Source organism: Microcoleus sp. Aus8_D2, from assembly GCF_036702665.1.
Taxonomy (GTDB): domain Bacteria; phylum Cyanobacteriota; class Cyanobacteriia; order Cyanobacteriales; family Microcoleaceae; genus Microcoleus.
Genome location: NZ_JAUBUN010000012.1, coordinates 103,445 through 120,460, shown reverse-complemented (window position 1 = coordinate 120,460; position 17,016 = coordinate 103,445). Strand labels below are relative to the sequence as shown.

Below are 17,016 nucleotides of genomic sequence, written 5' to 3'. Positions count from 1 at the left end.
TGACATCAGTCATAACTTTTTAAAGTTCCCTTTTCCGGGCTGTTAAAATAAAAATTTGACTGCTGATTTACAGGCAAAGAAATCATCACCGCAGTACCTTGATTCTTACCCGTGCTGTGCAGAGTAATGCTTCCGATCATAGATTCCATAATCCTTCGGGAGATAGCCAAGCCCAAACCGTTACCGCCAAACCTGCGAGTTGTAGAACCATCAGCCATCACAAAAGGTTGAAACAATTTCTGCTGCTGCTCGGGCTCGATACCAATTCCGGTATCTTTAATTGTCACCACCACCCAATCGCTTTGACTGCTGTGACCAGTCGCATTTTCCGGCCCACTCCCGTTAAAACTACCCGAATTAGTCCTCGCTTCTAGCCGCACAGATATACTAATGCTGCCCGACTCTGTAAACTTAACGGCATTGCTCAACACGTTTAAAAACACCTGTTTTAGCTTCTCCGGATCGGCATGAACAATAATCGGATCGTGAGGAGCTGGCAAGTTTAATTTCAAACCTTTTTCCTCAATTTGAGCGACTTGCAATTCAATCGCGTCTTCCAGTACCTGAGTAATATCAACTACTTCTAACATCAGGGAGAAGGTGCCGGATTCTATTTTAGCAATGTCCAAAATATCATTAATAATATTGAGCAATTGCATTGACGAGTCGTGGGCCCGCTGCAAGAACTCCATCTCTTCATCTCGGTCATCGCAGTAGCCGTCCCGCACAATTTGAATAAAACCAATAATCCCGTTGAGCGGCGTTCTCAATTCGTGAGAAATATTGCCCAAAAATTCATTCTTTAACTGATTGGCAACTTGTGCTTCCTTGGTGGCGATTTCCAATTCTCCTGCCCAGGAGCTGAGGCGCTGCACCATGCTGTTGAGTGCTTCTGATAGTTGATTAAATTCTCTAATTTGGAAATTTTGCGGCACTGCTTGGGGCGGTTCTGCTGTATCGACTTTCTGCGCGTAGTCTCTCAGTTTTTCCAAAGGACGCGCTAAGTCGCGAGACAGATATAAAGTCGCGATGATACTAGCAGCAACCAAACCCACAATTAAATTAAATAAAACTTGCTGAATTTCTTCTAAACCTGACAGAGCGTAATCTAAACGAGAGACAGCTAAAATAATCCACTTGCTGTTCTCCTTTCTAGTTGAAGGACTGGGGATAGCAGCGTATCCTGCTAGCAACTCTACGCCATTTCTTTCAAAGGAAAATAGGTGGAGAAAAGCTTGTCCGCCAGCCATCGCCCTTCTGACAATACTTTTTAGTCGATCGGCATCTGCCTCAGCGTCGATATTGCGGCCCACGCGGTTGATATTCGGGTGCGCCAAAATCGTCCCATCTTGGTCGATCGCCACCGTATAGCCGGCTAGAGAGCCCTTGGGAGCGCTGGTTTGCACCGGCAGGGCAGACTGCAAACTCAAAGCATAACTCAACTGCCGGCTGTTGCCCCGACGGGTGTAAACAGGAGCGCTCAACACCAAACTTACTTGGCTGTCGCGGCCTTCTTTACTCGCATCTGTAAAATCGTCAGCACCCGCAGCCACCTTCTTGCCGTTGGCTTTCCCCTGTCGCTGCTGAGGCCACGACAGACTGATGTAAACGCTCTTGTCGTCCAGCAGAGTTTGCTGCTGCTGCACTCGCGGCCAAAAATTGGCAGGCAGGGACTGAATCGGTGGCTGCCCGCAAGTGCTCGCTATCACTTGATTTGTCTGTAAATTAGTCAATTGCAAGCAATCAACCTGGGCTGGCAACCGCTGCCCTAATTGCGCGATAAACTTTTGATAATCCTTCGGCTCTACAGACTGCAACATCGAGTTTTCCGAAGCGCCGATCAGATTCGACTTCAGCGATTTCGACCACTGTTCAATAGTTTCTGCTTTTCTGACTGCACTTTCTGTCAAATTTTGACGAGCAGTTTCCAGAAGCGTCGAGCGTGCCTTACGATAGGTAACATACTCCCCCACCAGTAGAACAGGTACGCTGAGCAACAAAATCCGCGACAGTAAAATACGGCGAAAGGAGGATTGACCTAACTTAACCATAGGACATATCTAAATTAAGGTGCAACACCAACAGCGACCATAGTGCAATCAACCAGACGGAAAGCGCAAATCGGTCTCGGGTGCTCTGCTGACCGGACAACACAGCTTCAAAACAACATTTAAACACAATTATAGAAGCCACTGTAGTAATCTCGATTCTAAGTGTGCAACACAAAACTTACCTAAATCCCGCATTTCGCTTAAATTGACGTTTGCTTCCTGCTTGCAGCAAGGATGACGGCATCTTCTTGTCCACAGGCGTTAATTCCGCGCTTGCCGCACGTACAAGGGTCTTGGGGGCATTTTCCCGACTTATTGCTGCATTTAGATCGCGATTGATGGAAAAACCACATCGATTGCAGCAGCTATATACAGGTTCCTTCAGAGGCATTGGCTGAATATTGCCACAGCAAGAACAGGTTTTAGAGGAAGGAAACCACCTGTCAACCAGTTCAACCTTGGTTCCCAAAAATGCCGCTTTGTCGGTCAACATTCTGCGGAATTCATCAATACCTAAGCTCTCCAGGTCTAGCGCTAATTTTTGATTAGCTATCATGCCAGAGATGTTGAGGTCTTCAATCCGAATCTGGTAGTATTTTCGGCTGATATCAGTTGTTTTTTTTTGCAAAAAATCTCGTCTGACGTTAGCAATATCGGCGTGTCTTCTTGCTAGTTTTTGGTAGTATTTCAAGGCATTGTTAGATGCTCTAATTCTTTGAGGACGGTTCCCTAATTGCTGGTTACGGTTGTGCCACTGCTCCTTACTCCGCTTGGTTTTCGCTGTTTTCAGGATTTGTGGTGCAACGATCGAGGAGCCATCTGACAAGGTGGCAAAGCATTTGACACCTAAGTCAATACCAACAGACTGAAATTGATGCACTCTTGGTGGAATCTTGTCAAGATCGAGAGCAAAGGAGACAAACCATCTGTCTGCTGTCCTAGAGATGGTGAATGTCTGGCTAGAGCAAAGAGATGGTCTTGGTTGCTTGAGTCTAAAGTTTCCCAAACCAGGGATTGTGATTCGTTTGCCCTTGGGTCGGACTTGGCGATTAATAAATGGCATCATTCCTTCACCCTTTGCAGGGTATACCCCTGACTTTTTGAGAGCGGTGAAACTATCACCTCTCTTTTTATATTTGAATTGAGTCAAGCCTGATTTACCTAGTTGCCACCCTTGGATAGCTTTACCTAAATTCCTCAGTAGTGATGAATAGATAGCTGAAGGAGCGCCTTTCATCCAAGCATACTCTGGCTTGGTTTTGACATGGTTGGTAAAGACTTTCTCAATTTCAGCTAATCGTTTAGAATCACTGGCTTTGATTCCCTCAAATTGCCATGACTGGGTTAGTATGGATAATCCCAAGTTATAAACAAGCCTCGCCCCACCTGCACAGCCATCTAGCAAAGAGCGTTCTTTATTATTCAGTTTTAGCTCTTGTTTCAGACTGTACATTGTTTTACCCAATTTGCAGGTATACCTGCAAATATATCAACAGCTCAGAGAAAATGTCAATGACTTTCAAAAAGCCCAATAGATTAGGTTTCCTCCCACACAATCAAGAACTATTCGAGAGAATTTCACTACAAGCCAAGGTAAAAGTAGGTGTGAGATCGAGGATAAAGGGGAGCGGATTTGCACAACCGCCTGAGACAAAAACTGGATGAATCGCTGCAATAATGGGAGCGAGATACTGAGATTTGAGCGATTTATGCAGAAATTTTGCACGTCTAGTCAGCAGTCTTCACTTAAAGATGCTCAGCAATTTGTTGGGCAAATGGCTGTGATTTCAGTCACACATCCATCTTCAATTGTCGGCTGGACTTGCACCCGATCGCCCAGGGGCCCAATCTTTCAGGCTGCAAAACAGAAGAAGGTTGACAGACGGCAGTTGGTTGAAGGTAGAATCGCATGGATGCACTCTTGGACCGAAGGTAAGAGGCAAAAAGTTGTGTCTCCGGTTACTGTACCGAGAGAATTCTTGCTCCCTCGGACTTTTTGTTTCCGAATGCCTTCGAGGGATGCCCCATCGCAGGGGCAAACCCATGCTGCAAGCAACGCTTACGAATGGGCGATTCAAGATTTTGCACCCTGGGAAAGATTTTTTTTGAAATCGGATTGATTTGGTAACAATAATTCACCTGCCAAACAATGAGATGATCGAGTCGCCGATCGACTCTCACAACCCTAATCTGGCGAACATTCGCCCAAACAGTGCACCCACGCCCCGTAAATTGGCGGTCTCGGCAATAGTCTCCATAGCTTAATCGATGAAAAAAAACTCTAGCAATTATACGTATTATTACACAAACAACCGTCCCAGATATCATCACGCTTATTTGATATCTCCCCTTCTAGAAATGCTGGCGACACTTCAGGAGGCCAGCCCGACAAAACTCCGAGTTTTGGATCTCGGCTGCGGCAATGGCAGCCTCAGTCACGTGATAGCAGAGCACGGCTGCGAAGTTGTCGGTGTTGACACTTCTGCACCGGGAATTGCCATCTCCCGTCAAAGTTTCCCCGAGTGTCAGTTTATCCAAGCAGATATTTACGAACTCCCCGATACCGATATGGTGAACTCATTTGATGTTGTCTTAGCCATTGAAGTAATCGAACACTTACTTTATCCGAAAGAACTGGCAAAAAATGCCAAAAAATGTCTCAAACCGGGAGGCAGCCTAATTCTTTCCACACCCTATCACGGCTATTTAAAAAACCTGGCATTAGCTGTTTCCGGACAAATGGAAAAACATTTTACCGTACTTTGGGACAACGGCCACATTAAATTTTTTTCAGTAGAGACGCTAACCAAGTTATTAATATCTCAAGGATACACCGACATTAAATTTAAATTTTCTGGTCGGTGTCCCTATCTTTGGAAATCAATGTTATGCTCTAGTAAGTTCACGGGAGAACCTGAAAATTTATGATTTTTTATGGGTGAGTTGTCAGCAAAATCAGTTTCCTGACTTAAAAATCAGCCCTCAGCCAAAGTAAAAAATAACTTTCAGGGTAAAAAATAAAATGACTGTTGGGGTTTGGATATTAGGCGATCGACTTTGGCAGAACCAAGTGACTCTCAACAGCACAGATCGTAAATCTGCCCTACCCGTAATTTTAATTGAATCTTGGCAGCACGTTCAACAGCGCCCCTACCACCGACAAAAATTAGTATTAATTTGGTCGGCAACGCGCCACTTGGCTGAAGAATTGCGCGGCGCTGGCTGTCAAGTCACTTACACAACATCGGCCGACTTTGAAACACCTCTCAAAGCTTGGATTCAAGCTCACAAGATCGCGGAAGTGCGGGTGATGGCGCCGAACGATCGCCCTTTTTTGCAGCTAATCCAAAACTTGCAACTTCCCTGGAAAATAACCCTACTTCCCAACAATCAATTTTTGTGGACAGAAACAGAATTTAAAGATTGGGCATCAACCAGCAAACGTTTGTAAATGGAAGACTTTTATCGAGCCAGCCACCAGCGTTTCCAAGTTTTAATGGATGGCAATAAACCAGTCGGAGGCAAGTGGAATTTTGACTCATAAAATCGCCAGCCCCCAAAAGGCAAACTGAATGCACCGAAAGCTATCTGGTTTGAACCGGATGCCATAACTCAAGAAGTTATCGCACAAATTAAAGCTCTGTCTTTCCCAACTTAGGGAAATATTGAACCTTTTCGCTGGGCGGTGACGCGAGAGCAAGCGAGAGCAAGTATTAAATAATTTCATCTAACAGCTTCTCCCCATTTTTGGCCCCGATCGAGACGCGATGGTAACGGGAGAAGAAACAATGTGGCATTCCCTAATTTCTCCGTATCTCAATATTGGCTTGTTGCATCCTTTAGAAGTTATTCAAGCTGCCGAAACAGCCTACCTCGACAAAAACTTAAATTTAAACGGCGTCGAGGGTTTTATCCGCCAAATTATCGGCTGGCGATAATACATTCGCGGTGTGTATTTTTACGTGGATGCTGATTATTTTCCGAAAAATTGGTTCAACCACAATCAGCCTCTGCCGGAGTTGTTTTGGGATGCTAGCAAAACTGATATGAACTGCGTCTGCGAATTATATCAATAAAATGAGCGATTATTGTGGGGGGTGCCAGTTCGATCGCACTGTGCGGGGGACAATGCCTGTCCCTTCAATTTCTGCTACTGGGACTTCCTGGCGCGCCACCGAGAGAAGCTTCAGTCGATCGCATCAGCTTTATTTTAGCCAACCTCGACAAAATGCCGCCCCAAGAACTGGCAACCATCCGCCAAACAGCCCCCGACTAGCACTCTTGAAGGAAGAAGGAAGAAGTCCGAGGGAAGTCGGAAGAAGGCTGAAGGTAGAGGGCTGAAAACACCAATGACCTGTTTGGCCAATGCCCAATGACCTGTTTGGCCGATGCCCAATGCCCAATGCCCAATGCCCAATGCCCGATGACCGATGACCGATGACCGATGACCAATTAATCCCCTTTGCAATTCTTATTTTTTCCCTGACTTTTCCCTAAACATTCCACAGCGTTTCCACAGGCAAGTCCGAGGTTTTCCACAGATTTGAGAAAGTTTTCCACAGAAATTAACGGCACGGTCGGATCTTGCTGCGGAATTGGGGATTTCGTTAACCTCTTGCCAAATCCCTCATACAAACCTCAAAAGTATAAATTTATGTAACAAAAAAAGCCTCAAAAGGCTTATTATTACGTAAATCTTTTTTTTACCTAAAGGACTTTGTAATATTTTGCAACATTGACAAACCCACCTATTCATACGCACAATGATGCGACCGACCTAAAAAAAGCGCTCTGATTTCGGCTGTGCCTGTACCTAATATCCGGCCGAAAAGGGGGTTCTATTTTCAATTTATTAGCGAGACTAAAAAAATGATGAACCCAACAGTCAGTATTTTTGCCGAAATTCCCGAAACGCTGCACGATTCTCTCAAAACTTACCTGGAAACTCATCCCGAATGGGATCTAGACCGAGTATTCTCCGCGTCCCTGTCCCTGTTTTTGTTGCAGAATGCCGATAGCGGTACGCCGGAAGCCTCGCGCAGCTACCGCCAAGCTGCAAGAGTTTATCTCGAAACTCTGTTTCAATCTCCTCAAGACTTGCACAGCAATGTAACTCCGTCGTCTTGAAGGAGACGGGGAGACGGGGAGACGGGGAGAGGGAGAGGGGGAGACGGGGAGACGGGGAGATGTTAATCCACAACCTACGAGAAAAATCCTTGAGAAATGCGGGACAGCTTACCAATTCCCAATTCCCGATTCCCGATTCCCGATTCCCGATTCCCGATTCCCGATTCCCAATTCCCGATTCCCGATTCCCAATTCCCGATTCCCGATTCCCGATTCCCGATTCCCGATTCGGTAATTGGGAATCGGTTTTGCGGTACAGCAAAGATCGCAAGCCGCGCAAACCCATGTAACATAAAGATTGCGATATTTTTATATATGTAATATGGAACTTTTAGATACCTTGATTGTGGGTGCGGGGATTAGCGGTTTGAGTTTGGCGCACGCACTTGTGAAGGAAGCAACGAGTGCATCGCCACGGGCGATTTTGGTCGCTGAGAGTCAGGGACGTGTGGGCGGGAATATCACAACTGCTACGGGGGGAGGGTTTCTCTGGGAGGAGGGGCCCAATAGTTTTTCGCCGACGCCGGAGTTCCTGAAGTTGGCTGTGGATGTGGGTTTGAAGCAGGAGTTGATTTTTGCCGATCGCAAATTGCCACGTTTTGTTTATTGGGAAAAGAAGCTGCAACCGGTGCCGATGACTCCTGGGGCGATGATTCAGTCTCGGTTGCTGAGTTTTCCGGGGAAACTGCGGGCGCTAATTGGGGCTTTGGGGTTTGTGGGGCCGGCAATGGGCGATCAACTTTCGCAGCAGGGTGATGAGGAAACTGTTTCTCAATTTTTCCGCCGTCATCTGGGAAAGGAAGTGATGCAGCGATTGGTTGAACCTTTTGTGTCTGGGGTGTATGCGGGAGATCCGCAACAGCTTAGCGCGGCGGCGGCTTTTGGGCGGGTAACAAAGATGGCGGATGCGGGCGGCGGGCTGGTGGCGGGGGCGCTGCTTTCTGCTAGGAAAAAACCCCCCCTTGGTAAGGGGGGGCTAAAGACTGTTGCAGACCCGAATATTCCGAAGACTAAGCCGGGGGAGTTGGGATCGTTTAAAGGGGGGTTGAAGGCTTTGCCAGAGGCGATCGCTGCTCAATTGGGCGATCGGCTGAAACTCAACTGGCACCTGACTAGGCTCGATCGCACACAACGTGATACTTACATTGCTGTATTTTCAACACCCGACGGACAGCAGGAAGTTGAGGCGCGCACCGTGGTGTTGACAACGCCGGCTTACGTGACAGCGGAGTTGTTGCAGCCTCTGCAACCGTCCGTTAGCAGCGCTTTACAAGCTTTTACTTATCCTACGGTTGCCTCCGTTGTATTAGCATATCCGATGTCGGATGTCAAGGGTAAATTAGTGGGATTTGGAAATTTAATTCCGAGGGGGCAGGGAATTCGGACTCTGGGGACGATTTGGACATCGAGTTTATTTGCCGATCGCGCGCCTGCGGGCTGGCAAACTCTTACCAGTTATATCGGCGGGGCTACGGATTCGGGAATTGGCAATCTCGACTCAGAACAAATTGTTGCGGAGGTGCACCGAGATTTGTCTCGGATTTTGCTGAAGCCGGAGGCGGCGCAGCCGAAAGTTTTGACTGTGAAACTTTGGAAGCGGGCGATTCCTCAGTACAATTTGGGTCATTTCGATCGCCTGCAACAGATCGATCGGGGCTTAAAATCTTTGCCGGGGCTGTATTTGTGCACCAACTACTTTGGCGGCGTGGCTTTGGGAGATTGCGTGCGCAGGGGTTTTGAGCGGGCGCAAGAAGTGGGCGAGTATTTGAACGATCGATAGTGGGGAGGGCGGGTTTACACATATCCTGGATGTGAATCAAATAGTCCTGGACGCACTTGAAGCTTGAAACCCCGATCCCCCCTAGCCCCCCTTAAAAAGGGGGGAATCTGAAAAGCCCCCTTGAGAAGGGGGTTGGGGGATCTCTTCTGCGTCCAGGACTATCAAAGATATTGGTGAACCCACCCCCTACAGCCTTGTCCCTAGAGATCCGGCTACCGAATGCCGAATACTACTAGGGTTTTGGCTCAAACTTGTAACCCACTCCCCGGACGGTTTGAATCATCGAAATTCGATTGTTCTCTGGTTCAATTTTGCGGCGAATTTGACCGATATGGACATCCACCACGCGATCGGCTCCCACATACTCGTAGTCCCAGACTTCATGCAGCAATTCCGATCGCCTCCACACGCGACCGGGTTTGCTGGCCAAACAGTACAGCAGGTCGAACTCTAAAGCAGTCAAAGCAACTATCTGACTGTCGAGAATCACCTCGCGGCGGACGGGATCTATTTGTAGCTGTCCAAAGGTAAGACTTTGTTGTTGAGCGGGAATAATCACGCGTTTGCGCTTCAAAATTGCTGCAACGCGAGCTCCAATCTCTACAAGACTAAAAGGTTTAGTAATGTAGTCGTCAGCACCTTCGGCAAACCCTTTCATTTTGTCAGCTTCATCGGTTCGGCTGGTCAGCATCAACACAAACACGCCCGTGCGTCTTTGCATTTCTTGACACAGTTTGTAGCCAGTAGTATCGGGTAAATTTACATCTAGAACTACTAAGTCAGGATTGAGTTGCTCAAATAATTCCAGACCAGTCTGACCGTCTGCGGCCGACTCAACTTGATAACCTTGCTGGCCCAAAAAACGGTGAATTAAATTTCTGATTGCCGGGTCGTCATCAACCACAAGGATTTTTACAGGGGCCATGACCACAACTTTGCTTGAAGAATTAGGCAAGAATATTCAGCCATAATAATAGAAAACTGGATACAAATCTCGAAAAAATTGAGCTTTTAACAGTTATAGCCATATTTATAGCCATATTTATAACCTACGCAAGATTTCGGGCAATAAATCTCCGGGAACTTTGGATAAGGCTAAATTTTGGCCTTGCAGCCCACATTCACTATAGAAAGCTCTAATCGTTTTGACAATATAGCTCAATGCTGTTTGCCGGGAATCGGCAGCTTGGGAGTTTGGCGGGGCTTGCAGGTTGAGTTTATCTCCATATGTTAACCCTTTGTCGTTGAGATGTTGTCCCCTGGCAGCGCACACTTGCAACTGGTGGTGCAGTGCTGCTTCTAGATGGCTGGTTTGGGCGGCTTTGTTGACGGCGAAATCGGGATCTGTGGCTAGTTGATAGTGGGCTAGTCCGAGATTGTTGCGGGCGGCAAGAGTGTCAAAGGTGAGTTGGGTTCGATCGAGCTCGGTAGCGGCAATATCCAGGGCAGCTTCGTAGGCGGTAATCGCCTGCTGTAATGATTTCGTCCGGGCCTGTTTCTGCTGGAACTGGTTCGCCAAATGCCAATAAGCGGTACCGAGATTGTTGTAAGTGGCGGCTGCGGCTGCGGGTACCAATTCTCGGGTGCGGTATTTCAAGGCTTCGCGGTAGGCATCAATCGCCCTGACTAACAAGAGTTCTGAGGGTTCGTGCTGGGCGAGGTTCCAGCAAGCTGTACCGAGGTTGTTTTGGACTCCGGCATAGTTTAGCGGTTCTCGTTCGGGACTGTAACAGCAGAGGGCTTGAGTGTAAGCGGAGATGGCACTTTTGAGATAGACGATCGGCTGACCATCTTGAGCTAAATTCCAGTATGCTGTCGCCAAATTATTCTGAGCCGCCGCGTACTGCTGGGGTTCCGCCACCGGATCTAGATCCAGTAGCGCTTGTTGGTAAGCTGCAACTGCTTGCTGCAAGTTCTCTGTCTTGTCTTGATAGCGGGCTAAATCTGCCGAAGCGATGCCCAAATTTTTGTTTAATCTCACGCGGGTTTGGGGTGCGCTCTCAGCATCTGTGCGGTTCAAACCTTCAAGGTAGAGGGCGATGCTGCGTTCGAGGCAGGATACGGGATCTGAGGCGTTGACGCCGTTGGTGCGATCGCGCGACAGCATCCAGTAGAAAGTCCCGAGATCGTTGATCAGATCGGAAATTGGCGGTAGGCTGTTGGACTCGCAGTCAGTTAAATTTTGTGTCAATTGGGCAATTAGCCGCGCGCATTCGTCGGTTAGTGGTTGATTTTCCTGCAAGCTGGCGTCGAGTTCGAGGTATCCAATCACTTGCTCGATCGCGCGAATGGCAATTGTCAGGTTTTGCGGGGAAGCATCTCCGCCCAAAATCCGATCGCGGTAGTAATTTCCCAAACTGTGATAAGCCAAAGCCAATGCTTCGGAACAGCACTGATGTTCTTGCAACAGTTCGATGTATTGCAGGGTTTGCAGCGGCAGAAAATTGTCCTCCGATGCGGCCTGATTTTCTGCTTCCAACTCCCCAGAGGCCGCTGCTAGTACCAAATCAGCCAGTTCGACGGATTTAGAATTTGTTGTGGCGGACGGGGGTTCGGGAATGGCGGATGGGGAATCGGCAATTGCGACTTGTTCGTGGGGAATTGGGGATTGTCCAGACTCTGAAGATTTTAAAAGTTTGGCGCCGGAGTCTCCGTTGTCCCGCAAAGAAGCAAAGTCTGGGGACTGTCCGAAGTCCTCCGAGTGTCCGAAGTCTCCCTTAGCGGGAGTTGGTTCGCCTTCAAACTCAAATACTCCGGTGCGCCACTGCCAAAATTCCGGGGCCGACTGCTCGATCGAACTCAGCCAAGGGCGCGACACCCACAGCAACAGAGCAGACTCGCACATTTGCAGGTTTGCTTCGATGTCTCTCAAATAGCTCAGGAACGACCACTGCACGGCCGGTGAGTGCCTGGTCAGGTGTTCGGCCCCGAGAATTTGAAATCCAGGCAAACGGCTGTAGCTGCCCCCGTTTCGTGGCGGTGGGTGTTGGGTCAGCCACGCAGCGATCGAGTCCCAAGGATTTGGATCGCTCACGTCGAGTTCCAAACTGACAAATCGGGGATAGTCGATCGGGGAGCGAGGAATGGAGTCAGGGCTGGCGGCTAATTCTGCCTGCAAGCGGGCTGCCAGACAGTCCCGCAAGCACAAGTCGTCGCAGGCGGCGATAAAAATTTGGCGGCGTAAGTTGAGGTCGATCGCCTGTTTCAAGCGTTGGTAGATCTGCTTGTTCGAGCTAGAAACTTTTTGGGAAGGAATAGACATCACGGTCTGGCGATTGAAGAATTGAAGAATTGAAGAATTTTAGATTTTGGATTGTAGATTGTAGATTGTAGAGTTGAGAGTTAAAATCTCGATCGCTCATAACTCGCAACTGGAGCGCCTGTTCGGCAGTCAATCGCACCGATGATGACCAAAGGATTGTAGATTTTCAATTAGGAGCGCGAATTAAATAACTTACAATTTTAATTGTTATTGTGGGATGGGCGGGATCTCCCGCCCACCCCACAAACTTGTGTAAGTTATTTAATTCTCATTCCTGAGCAATTTTATATTTGTGACCCGCCCCAAAAATGGTACAAGCCCCCGACCCTCAGGAGTGTCGATCCTAAAATTTTAGACGAAGGTTCAATCTCCCAGATTTATCAAACGGAGTAAATCTAAAATTCTTCAATCTAAAATCTAAAATCGACGCTCCTGAGGGTCTGATTAATTGCCACCCAAGTCCCTGAACCCAACAGCAGAGAGGAAACAACCAAATTTCTGCTTGTCTGATGATAGTTTTCCAGCTCGCGAGGCACCCTTCAGGACTATTGCAACTACCTGCTGTTTATTGAAACACAAAAACCATGTTGACCTTGGTAGGGAAACATGGTTTGTTGAATGATTATGTGAACTACCCACCAGCAATCGGAGTACCGATAGGCTGGGGGCTTCCAACTTCACGGGGGATTGCGCCCGACAAAACCGAAGGCTTGCCACCACGACTTACATCCCCTCTATTGGCAGAAGCACTGGTTCCCAATGCCCAAATCCGCAAGGCTTCATCCCTGATGTTTTTTGCTGCATTGATGTCTCTATCGTTGCAGCTACCACATTTAGGGCAATTCCAATGGCGAACGTCTAAAGGCATGGACGATACTTTATGGAGACAATTATTGCAAGTTTTAGAACTAGGAAATAATCTGTCGATCTCGATATATAGTTTCCCGACTTTCTCAGCTTTATACTTGAGCATTGTCCCAAACATCCCCCATCCAGCATCGCTAATTGCTTTGGCTAGGCAGTGATTTCGTATCGTGCCCTTTACGTTGAGATTTTCTACTGCGATAACTTGGTTTTTGTTGACTATCTTGCGGGATAGCTTGTGCAGGAAATCTTCGCGCACTCTTTTAACTTTAGAGTGAACTTTAGCCACTAATTTTATAGCTTTATTTCTCCGGTTACTACCTTTTTGTTTGCGGCTGAGTTTCTGCTGTTTCCGCTTCAGATTGCGGCTATGCTTCTTGAGATGTCTGGGATTGGCATATTTACTACCATCGCTGGTCACACAAAAATCTCTCAGCCCAACATCCAAGCCAATAGCTTTACCATCCCCACTTTCTTCAGGTGTTTCTTGCCCATCATCAACTAAGACAGAAGCATAGTATTTGCAATCGGTATTTTTGGAGATGGTAACTGTTTTGATAGTACCTTCAATTTTCCTATGAATTCGACAATGAATTTCACCAATGATGGGAAGTTTGATTATATGATCGCTGAGCTTGACATTCTGAGGATAACTAATCGATTGCCTACCATGCTTTGATTTGAAACTAGGATAGCCCGCCCGTTTGTCAAAGAAGTTTTTGTAGGCAGTTGACAGGTTTAGAGCCACCACTTGTAGGCACTGAGAATAGGCTGACTTTAGCCAAGGATATTCCTTTTTGAGATGAGGAAGTAAACCTTGAATAGCACCTCTTGTCAAGCCCTTTCCAGTAGTTTTATAGGTTTCTTGGCACAGATTCAAGCTATAATTCCAGAACCATCTACAGCAACCAAAAGCACCAGCCAAATATATCTGCTGTTCGGTCGTTCGATTGATTCGGAGTTTATGAGCTTGGTACATTACCAGGAACTTAGGTTAGTGATAAATATCATTATACGATGATTGGACAATGGCAAGGAATTTGCTCGTTTTATCATGCCCCGCCTGATGCCGTCTAGGTACGAAGAGTCAGATTATTTGGCGGGGCAATCTTCAACTCGCTGGCCTTTCATCCCCCACTAATACCAATTTAATGTGAAGTTGCACATATCTCGATCCCCCTCGCATCCCCCGGATAGTCGGGGGACGAAAGATCGGAATCTTGTCCCCCCCTCCCACCAGGGGGGCGCCGGGGGGATCGGATTCTATGCAACCTCATAAAAAATTGGTATAAGCGGGTACGCTATAGTGGGGGAATTCCGGTCTGTCTTGTTAAAATTGCGATTTGAAGCAACTTTGAGTGTCAGGCCAGTTTTTACACCGAAGCAGCCACAAACACCAAACCGGCCACTAACAGGGCTGCTGCAACACCCATGATGATGTAGTTCCGTTGCTGGTTCTTGTTGGGAGGCTCCGCACCGTACATTTTCGGCTCTTTGGCAAAGTTGTTCAAGCGTCCGTCTTCTTCGGTGGTGTAAGGCATTGGCAACAATCCTCAATATTTTTGATTGCCATCACTTTACCAAAAAACGCTATCAAATCGCCGCCCTTAAGTTCGGGAATTTATTTTGATGTGACAGTACCTGTTTCGGGGGAAGAGGCGATCGCGTAATCTTTGACCGGCATTCTTCCTGCTAAGTACGCTAAACGTCCCGCTTCTGCTGCCATTCCCATTGCTTTTGCCATGGCCGGAGAATTCTGAGCATTGGCGATCGCGGAATTAATCAACAGTGCATCGGCGCCCATTTCCATTGCTTGGGCCGCTTCGCTGGGAGTGCCGATCCCTGCATCCACCACCACAGGAATCTTCACCGTGTCAATAATGATTTGAATATTGGCAGCATTATTGATCCCTTGCCCCGAACCGATGGGCGAACCTAAAGGCATGACAGTCGCACAACCGACTTCTTCTAGGCGTTTTGCCAGCAGCGGATCGGCATTGATGTAAGGCAAAACGGCAAAACCTTCTTTGACTAATTGCTCTGCGGCGTGCAAAGTGCCGATCGGATCGGGCAGCAAATATTTAGCATCCGGAATCACTTCTAACTTGACAAAATTATTATCTTCCTGCCCTAAAAGCTTCGCCATTTCCCTACCCAAACGAGCCACTCTAACCGCCTCATCCGCAGTTTGACAACCAGCAGTATTGGGCAGCATCCAAATTTTAGTCCAATCAAGAGCCTCTGCCAATCCTTCATGACCGGGAGCATTTGTTTGCACTCGCCGCACAGCCACAGTCACAATTTCGCACCTGCTAGCGTTGACACTTTGCTGCATTTCTGCAATGCTGCGATATTTTCCAGTCCCAGTCATCAAGCGAGAATGAAAAGTTTTACCAGCAATCACCAGAGGTTTGTCCAAAGATGGCATTGCGGTATCTACTGGATAGCCAAAAATGCTATACTCAAGTGCCTCTTCCCACTGTTGTCTGCCGCCCATCATTTCTTCAAGCTGCCAACCTTCTTCATTGGTCATTTCGTCGCGGGTAACTGCATATAAAATTTGGCCGAGTGTAATCAATTTGGCATCTCGCGGCATATTGTTCTGCAATCCCCGCCCTACAATCTCTTTAAATTCGCTGAAATGATCTTCCATTTTTCCATTCTTCCTTTGTGATGATTTGAATCTGTTCGCTCTTGACAACAAAAATTATTTTTTGAATTTGCTTTGCGGTATCCCAAAATAGAGCTTGTTTGATACCAGCGTTGATTTTCCAGACATCATAATTTTCTCGGTTGATGTGAAAAATAACTGCTGATACACCTTGATTTTTGGATCTACTAATGCCTTATTGCACTCTGTCTCTGATGTTTTGAGTCTGCTCTGTCAACTCCTTAAATTCGCAAATCTGACCGTCAATCTCAGCATCTGGCGTTCTCACACCCTCTGCTGCTTGCTCGCTCAGCATTCTAACTCTCTTCCCTATTTTAGCCAAAACTTCAGCAACAAAGATTTCCTAATTATTAAGATTGTGTTGTTGGTGGATGAGGAAAAATCCGCCAGCTACCTCATCAAAATAATATCGCTGATATTCTGGTTCTGCATTTTCGTAGATGGCTCTACTTGTCTGGATATATTCTGAATTCACCGTTATTATACTCTCAATGGACTCCGATCGCCTAAAGTTAAATCTATGAAAGCAACCGTCGAGCAACTGGGCGAAATTGGGATATTTGCCAGCTTAAACCGAACTGATTTAGAGCAATTGCAAGAACATACAGCAATTCGGACTTACCAACAGGGAGAAGTTGTGATGTATGAGGGCGATCGCATCCCCGAAAAATTATACACGCTTTTGAGCGGTTCGCTGCGGGTCGCAAAAACAGCGGCGGCGGGCAAAGAAACAATTTTGCGCACTTTATTTCAGGGAGATATTTTTGCCGCACCTGCTTTGCTGGGTAACGGAGTTGCGCCGGCAACAGTGACGGCAGAAACTGACGTGCAAGTTCTTACCACAGAACGGGAATTTTTGCTAGCAGCAATTCGGCAAAATCCTGAGATTGCTTTGCGAATATTGGCGGTTTTTAACCAGCGGTTGCAGCAACTGCACGAGACTGTACACGGTTTGGTGTCGGAAAGGGCGATCGTGCGGCTGGCCAGATTCATTCATTATTTTGGCGTCGAGCAAGGCACGAAGATTGTGGATAATAGTGTATGTTTAGAAAAACGTTTTCCGTACTATCAAATTGCTCGCAGTATTGGCATCACCTATGAGGAATGCGTGCGTTTGTTTAAGAAAATTAAGCCTGTTGTATCTTACAGTCGAGGCGGAAAAATTACTGTGTTGGATTGGGTAAAATTGGATAATCTCGCCTCTGGAGATGAATTAGATTAAAGGTTCGTAGTGAGGACTTCAGTCCTCTGTTTTTTGCGG

General features: G+C 47.1%; 16 protein-coding genes and 1 pseudogene. 7 read left to right on the top strand and 10 right to left on the bottom strand.

Going from position 1 to position 17,016, the window contains the following annotated elements:
• Window positions 1–5: 5 nt before the first annotated feature.
• Both QUB64_RS12430 and QUB64_RS12425 read right to left on the bottom strand, forming a co-directional pair.
• A complete protein-coding gene (locus tag QUB64_RS12430; protein WP_333269398.1) occupies window positions 6–2,051 on the bottom strand; it encodes a sensor histidine kinase in 2,046 nt (681 codons plus the stop codon).
• A gap of 178 nt (window positions 2,052–2,229) precedes the next feature.
• The gene (locus QUB64_RS12425; RefSeq protein WP_333269399.1) at window positions 2,230–3,504 is read right to left on the bottom strand and encodes an RNA-guided endonuclease InsQ/TnpB family protein; all 1,275 of its coding nucleotides are present in this window, start codon (window positions 3,502–3,504) and stop codon (window positions 2,230–2,232) included.
• 815 nt (window positions 3,505–4,319) lie between these two features.
• Here QUB64_RS12425 and QUB64_RS12420 point away from each other — a divergent pair.
• The 4 genes and pseudogenes from QUB64_RS12420 (at window position 4,320) to QUB64_RS12405 (ending at window position 6,327) form a co-directional block, all read left to right on the top strand.
• Complete coding sequence (locus QUB64_RS12420) at window positions 4,320–4,979, top strand: class I SAM-dependent methyltransferase (RefSeq protein ID WP_333269400.1); 660 nt, start codon at window positions 4,320–4,322, stop codon at window positions 4,977–4,979.
• Between the two features lie 94 nt (window positions 4,980–5,073).
• Window positions 5,074–5,709, top strand: a pseudogene (locus QUB64_RS12415) (cryptochrome/photolyase family protein).
• Window positions 5,710–5,839: 130 nt separating this feature from the next.
• Window positions 5,840–5,989: a hypothetical protein gene (locus QUB64_RS12410; protein ID WP_333269401.1), complete on the top strand. Its 150-nt coding sequence runs from the start codon at window positions 5,840–5,842 to the stop codon at window positions 5,987–5,989.
• A 152-nt stretch (window positions 5,990–6,141) separates the two neighbouring features.
• The gene (locus QUB64_RS12405; protein ID WP_333269402.1) at window positions 6,142–6,327 is read left to right on the top strand and encodes a hypothetical protein; all 186 of its coding nucleotides are present in this window, start codon (window positions 6,142–6,144) and stop codon (window positions 6,325–6,327) included.
• Here QUB64_RS12405 and QUB64_RS12400 read toward each other — a convergent pair.
• Complete coding sequence (locus QUB64_RS12400; protein WP_333269403.1) at window positions 6,324–6,503, bottom strand: hypothetical protein; 180 nt, start codon at window positions 6,501–6,503, stop codon at window positions 6,324–6,326. The genes QUB64_RS12405 and QUB64_RS12400 overlap by 4 nt on opposite strands.
• Window positions 6,504–6,923: 420 nt before the next feature.
• On the opposite strand from QUB64_RS12400, the gene QUB64_RS12395 reads away from it, so the two are divergent.
• Window positions 6,924–7,178 (top strand): DUF2811 domain-containing protein, encoded by a 255-nt coding sequence (locus tag QUB64_RS12395; RefSeq protein ID WP_332945218.1) that lies wholly within the window; start codon window positions 6,924–6,926, stop codon window positions 7,176–7,178.
• Between the two features lie 74 nt (window positions 7,179–7,252).
• Here QUB64_RS12395 and QUB64_RS12390 read toward each other — a convergent pair whose 3' ends face one another.
• On the bottom strand, window positions 7,253–7,471 hold the full coding sequence (locus QUB64_RS12390; RefSeq protein ID WP_333269404.1) for a hypothetical protein: 219 nt from the start codon (window positions 7,469–7,471) through the stop codon (window positions 7,253–7,255).
• Between the two features lie 29 nt (window positions 7,472–7,500).
• On the opposite strand from QUB64_RS12390, the gene hemG reads away from it, so the two are divergent.
• The gene (hemG, locus tag QUB64_RS12385) at window positions 7,501–8,958 is read left to right on the top strand and encodes a protoporphyrinogen oxidase (RefSeq protein WP_333269405.1); all 1,458 of its coding nucleotides are present in this window, start codon (window positions 7,501–7,503) and stop codon (window positions 8,956–8,958) included.
• A 232-nt stretch (window positions 8,959–9,190) separates the two neighbouring features.
• Here hemG and QUB64_RS12380 read toward each other — a convergent pair whose 3' ends face one another.
• The 6 genes from QUB64_RS12380 to QUB64_RS12355 form a co-directional block, all read right to left on the bottom strand.
• Window positions 9,191–9,883, bottom strand: coding sequence for a response regulator transcription factor (locus tag QUB64_RS12380; protein ID WP_333269406.1), 693 nt, complete (start codon window positions 9,881–9,883; stop codon window positions 9,191–9,193).
• Between the two features lie 117 nt (window positions 9,884–10,000).
• Window positions 10,001–12,220, bottom strand: a complete 2,220-nt coding sequence (locus QUB64_RS12375) for a hypothetical protein (protein ID WP_333269407.1) — start codon at window positions 12,218–12,220, stop codon at window positions 10,001–10,003.
• A 631-nt stretch (window positions 12,221–12,851) separates the two neighbouring features.
• Window positions 12,852–14,063 (bottom strand): RNA-guided endonuclease InsQ/TnpB family protein, encoded by a 1,212-nt coding sequence (locus QUB64_RS12370; RefSeq protein WP_333269408.1) that lies wholly within the window; start codon window positions 14,061–14,063, stop codon window positions 12,852–12,854.
• 394 nt (window positions 14,064–14,457) lie between these two features.
• Entirely contained in the window at window positions 14,458–14,625 is a 168-nt protein-coding gene (psb34, locus tag QUB64_RS12365; protein ID WP_333269409.1) for a photosystem II assembly protein Psb34, read from the bottom strand.
• An 80-nt stretch (window positions 14,626–14,705) separates the two neighbouring features.
• Window positions 14,706–15,512: a thiazole synthase gene (locus QUB64_RS12360; RefSeq protein WP_333269515.1), complete on the bottom strand. Its 807-nt coding sequence runs from the start codon at window positions 15,510–15,512 to the stop codon at window positions 14,706–14,708.
• Window positions 15,513–15,711: 199 nt separating this feature from the next.
• Complete coding sequence (locus tag QUB64_RS12355; protein WP_333269516.1) at window positions 15,712–15,927, bottom strand: hypothetical protein; 216 nt, start codon at window positions 15,925–15,927, stop codon at window positions 15,712–15,714.
• A gap of 348 nt (window positions 15,928–16,275) precedes the next feature.
• Between QUB64_RS12355 and QUB64_RS12350 the strand changes: the two genes are divergently transcribed.
• A complete protein-coding gene (locus tag QUB64_RS12350; protein WP_333269410.1) occupies window positions 16,276–16,977 on the top strand; it encodes a Crp/Fnr family transcriptional regulator in 702 nt (233 codons plus the stop codon).
• Window positions 16,978–17,016: the final 39 nt, after the last annotated feature.

What these genes read in the sequence shown, in the direction of transcription:
- QUB64_RS12375 (WP_333269407.1), bottom strand. Translation starts at nt 12,220, where the DNA reads ATGTCTATTCCTTCCCAAAAAGTTTCTAGCTCGAACAAGCAGATCTAC.
- hemG (WP_333269405.1), top strand. Translation starts at nt 7,501, where the DNA reads ATGGAACTTTTAGATACCTTGATTGTGGGTGCGGGGATTAGCGGTTTG.
- QUB64_RS12410 (WP_333269401.1), top strand. Translation starts at nt 5,840, where the DNA reads ATGTGGCATTCCCTAATTTCTCCGTATCTCAATATTGGCTTGTTGCAT.
- QUB64_RS12360 (WP_333269515.1), bottom strand. Translation starts at nt 15,512, where the DNA reads ATGCCATCTTTGGACAAACCTCTGGTGATTGCTGGTAAAACTTTTCAT.
- QUB64_RS12395 (WP_332945218.1), top strand. Translation starts at nt 6,924, where the DNA reads ATGAACCCAACAGTCAGTATTTTTGCCGAAATTCCCGAAACGCTGCAC.
- QUB64_RS12350 (WP_333269410.1), top strand. Translation starts at nt 16,276, where the DNA reads ATGAAAGCAACCGTCGAGCAACTGGGCGAAATTGGGATATTTGCCAGC.
- psb34 (WP_333269409.1), bottom strand. Translation starts at nt 14,625, where the DNA reads ATGCCTTACACCACCGAAGAAGACGGACGCTTGAACAACTTTGCCAAA.
- QUB64_RS12420 (WP_333269400.1), top strand. Translation starts at nt 4,320, where the DNA reads ATGAAAAAAAACTCTAGCAATTATACGTATTATTACACAAACAACCGT.
- QUB64_RS12430 (WP_333269398.1), bottom strand. Translation starts at nt 2,051, where the DNA reads ATGGTTAAGTTAGGTCAATCCTCCTTTCGCCGTATTTTACTGTCGCGG.
- QUB64_RS12380 (WP_333269406.1), bottom strand. Translation starts at nt 9,883, where the DNA reads ATGGCCCCTGTAAAAATCCTTGTGGTTGATGACGACCCGGCAATCAGA.
- QUB64_RS12390 (WP_333269404.1), bottom strand. Translation starts at nt 7,471, where the DNA reads ATGTTACATGGGTTTGCGCGGCTTGCGATCTTTGCTGTACCGCAAAAC.
- QUB64_RS12425 (WP_333269399.1), bottom strand. Translation starts at nt 3,504, where the DNA reads ATGTACAGTCTGAAACAAGAGCTAAAACTGAATAATAAAGAACGCTCT.
- QUB64_RS12370 (WP_333269408.1), bottom strand. Translation starts at nt 14,063, where the DNA reads ATGTACCAAGCTCATAAACTCCGAATCAATCGAACGACCGAACAGCAG.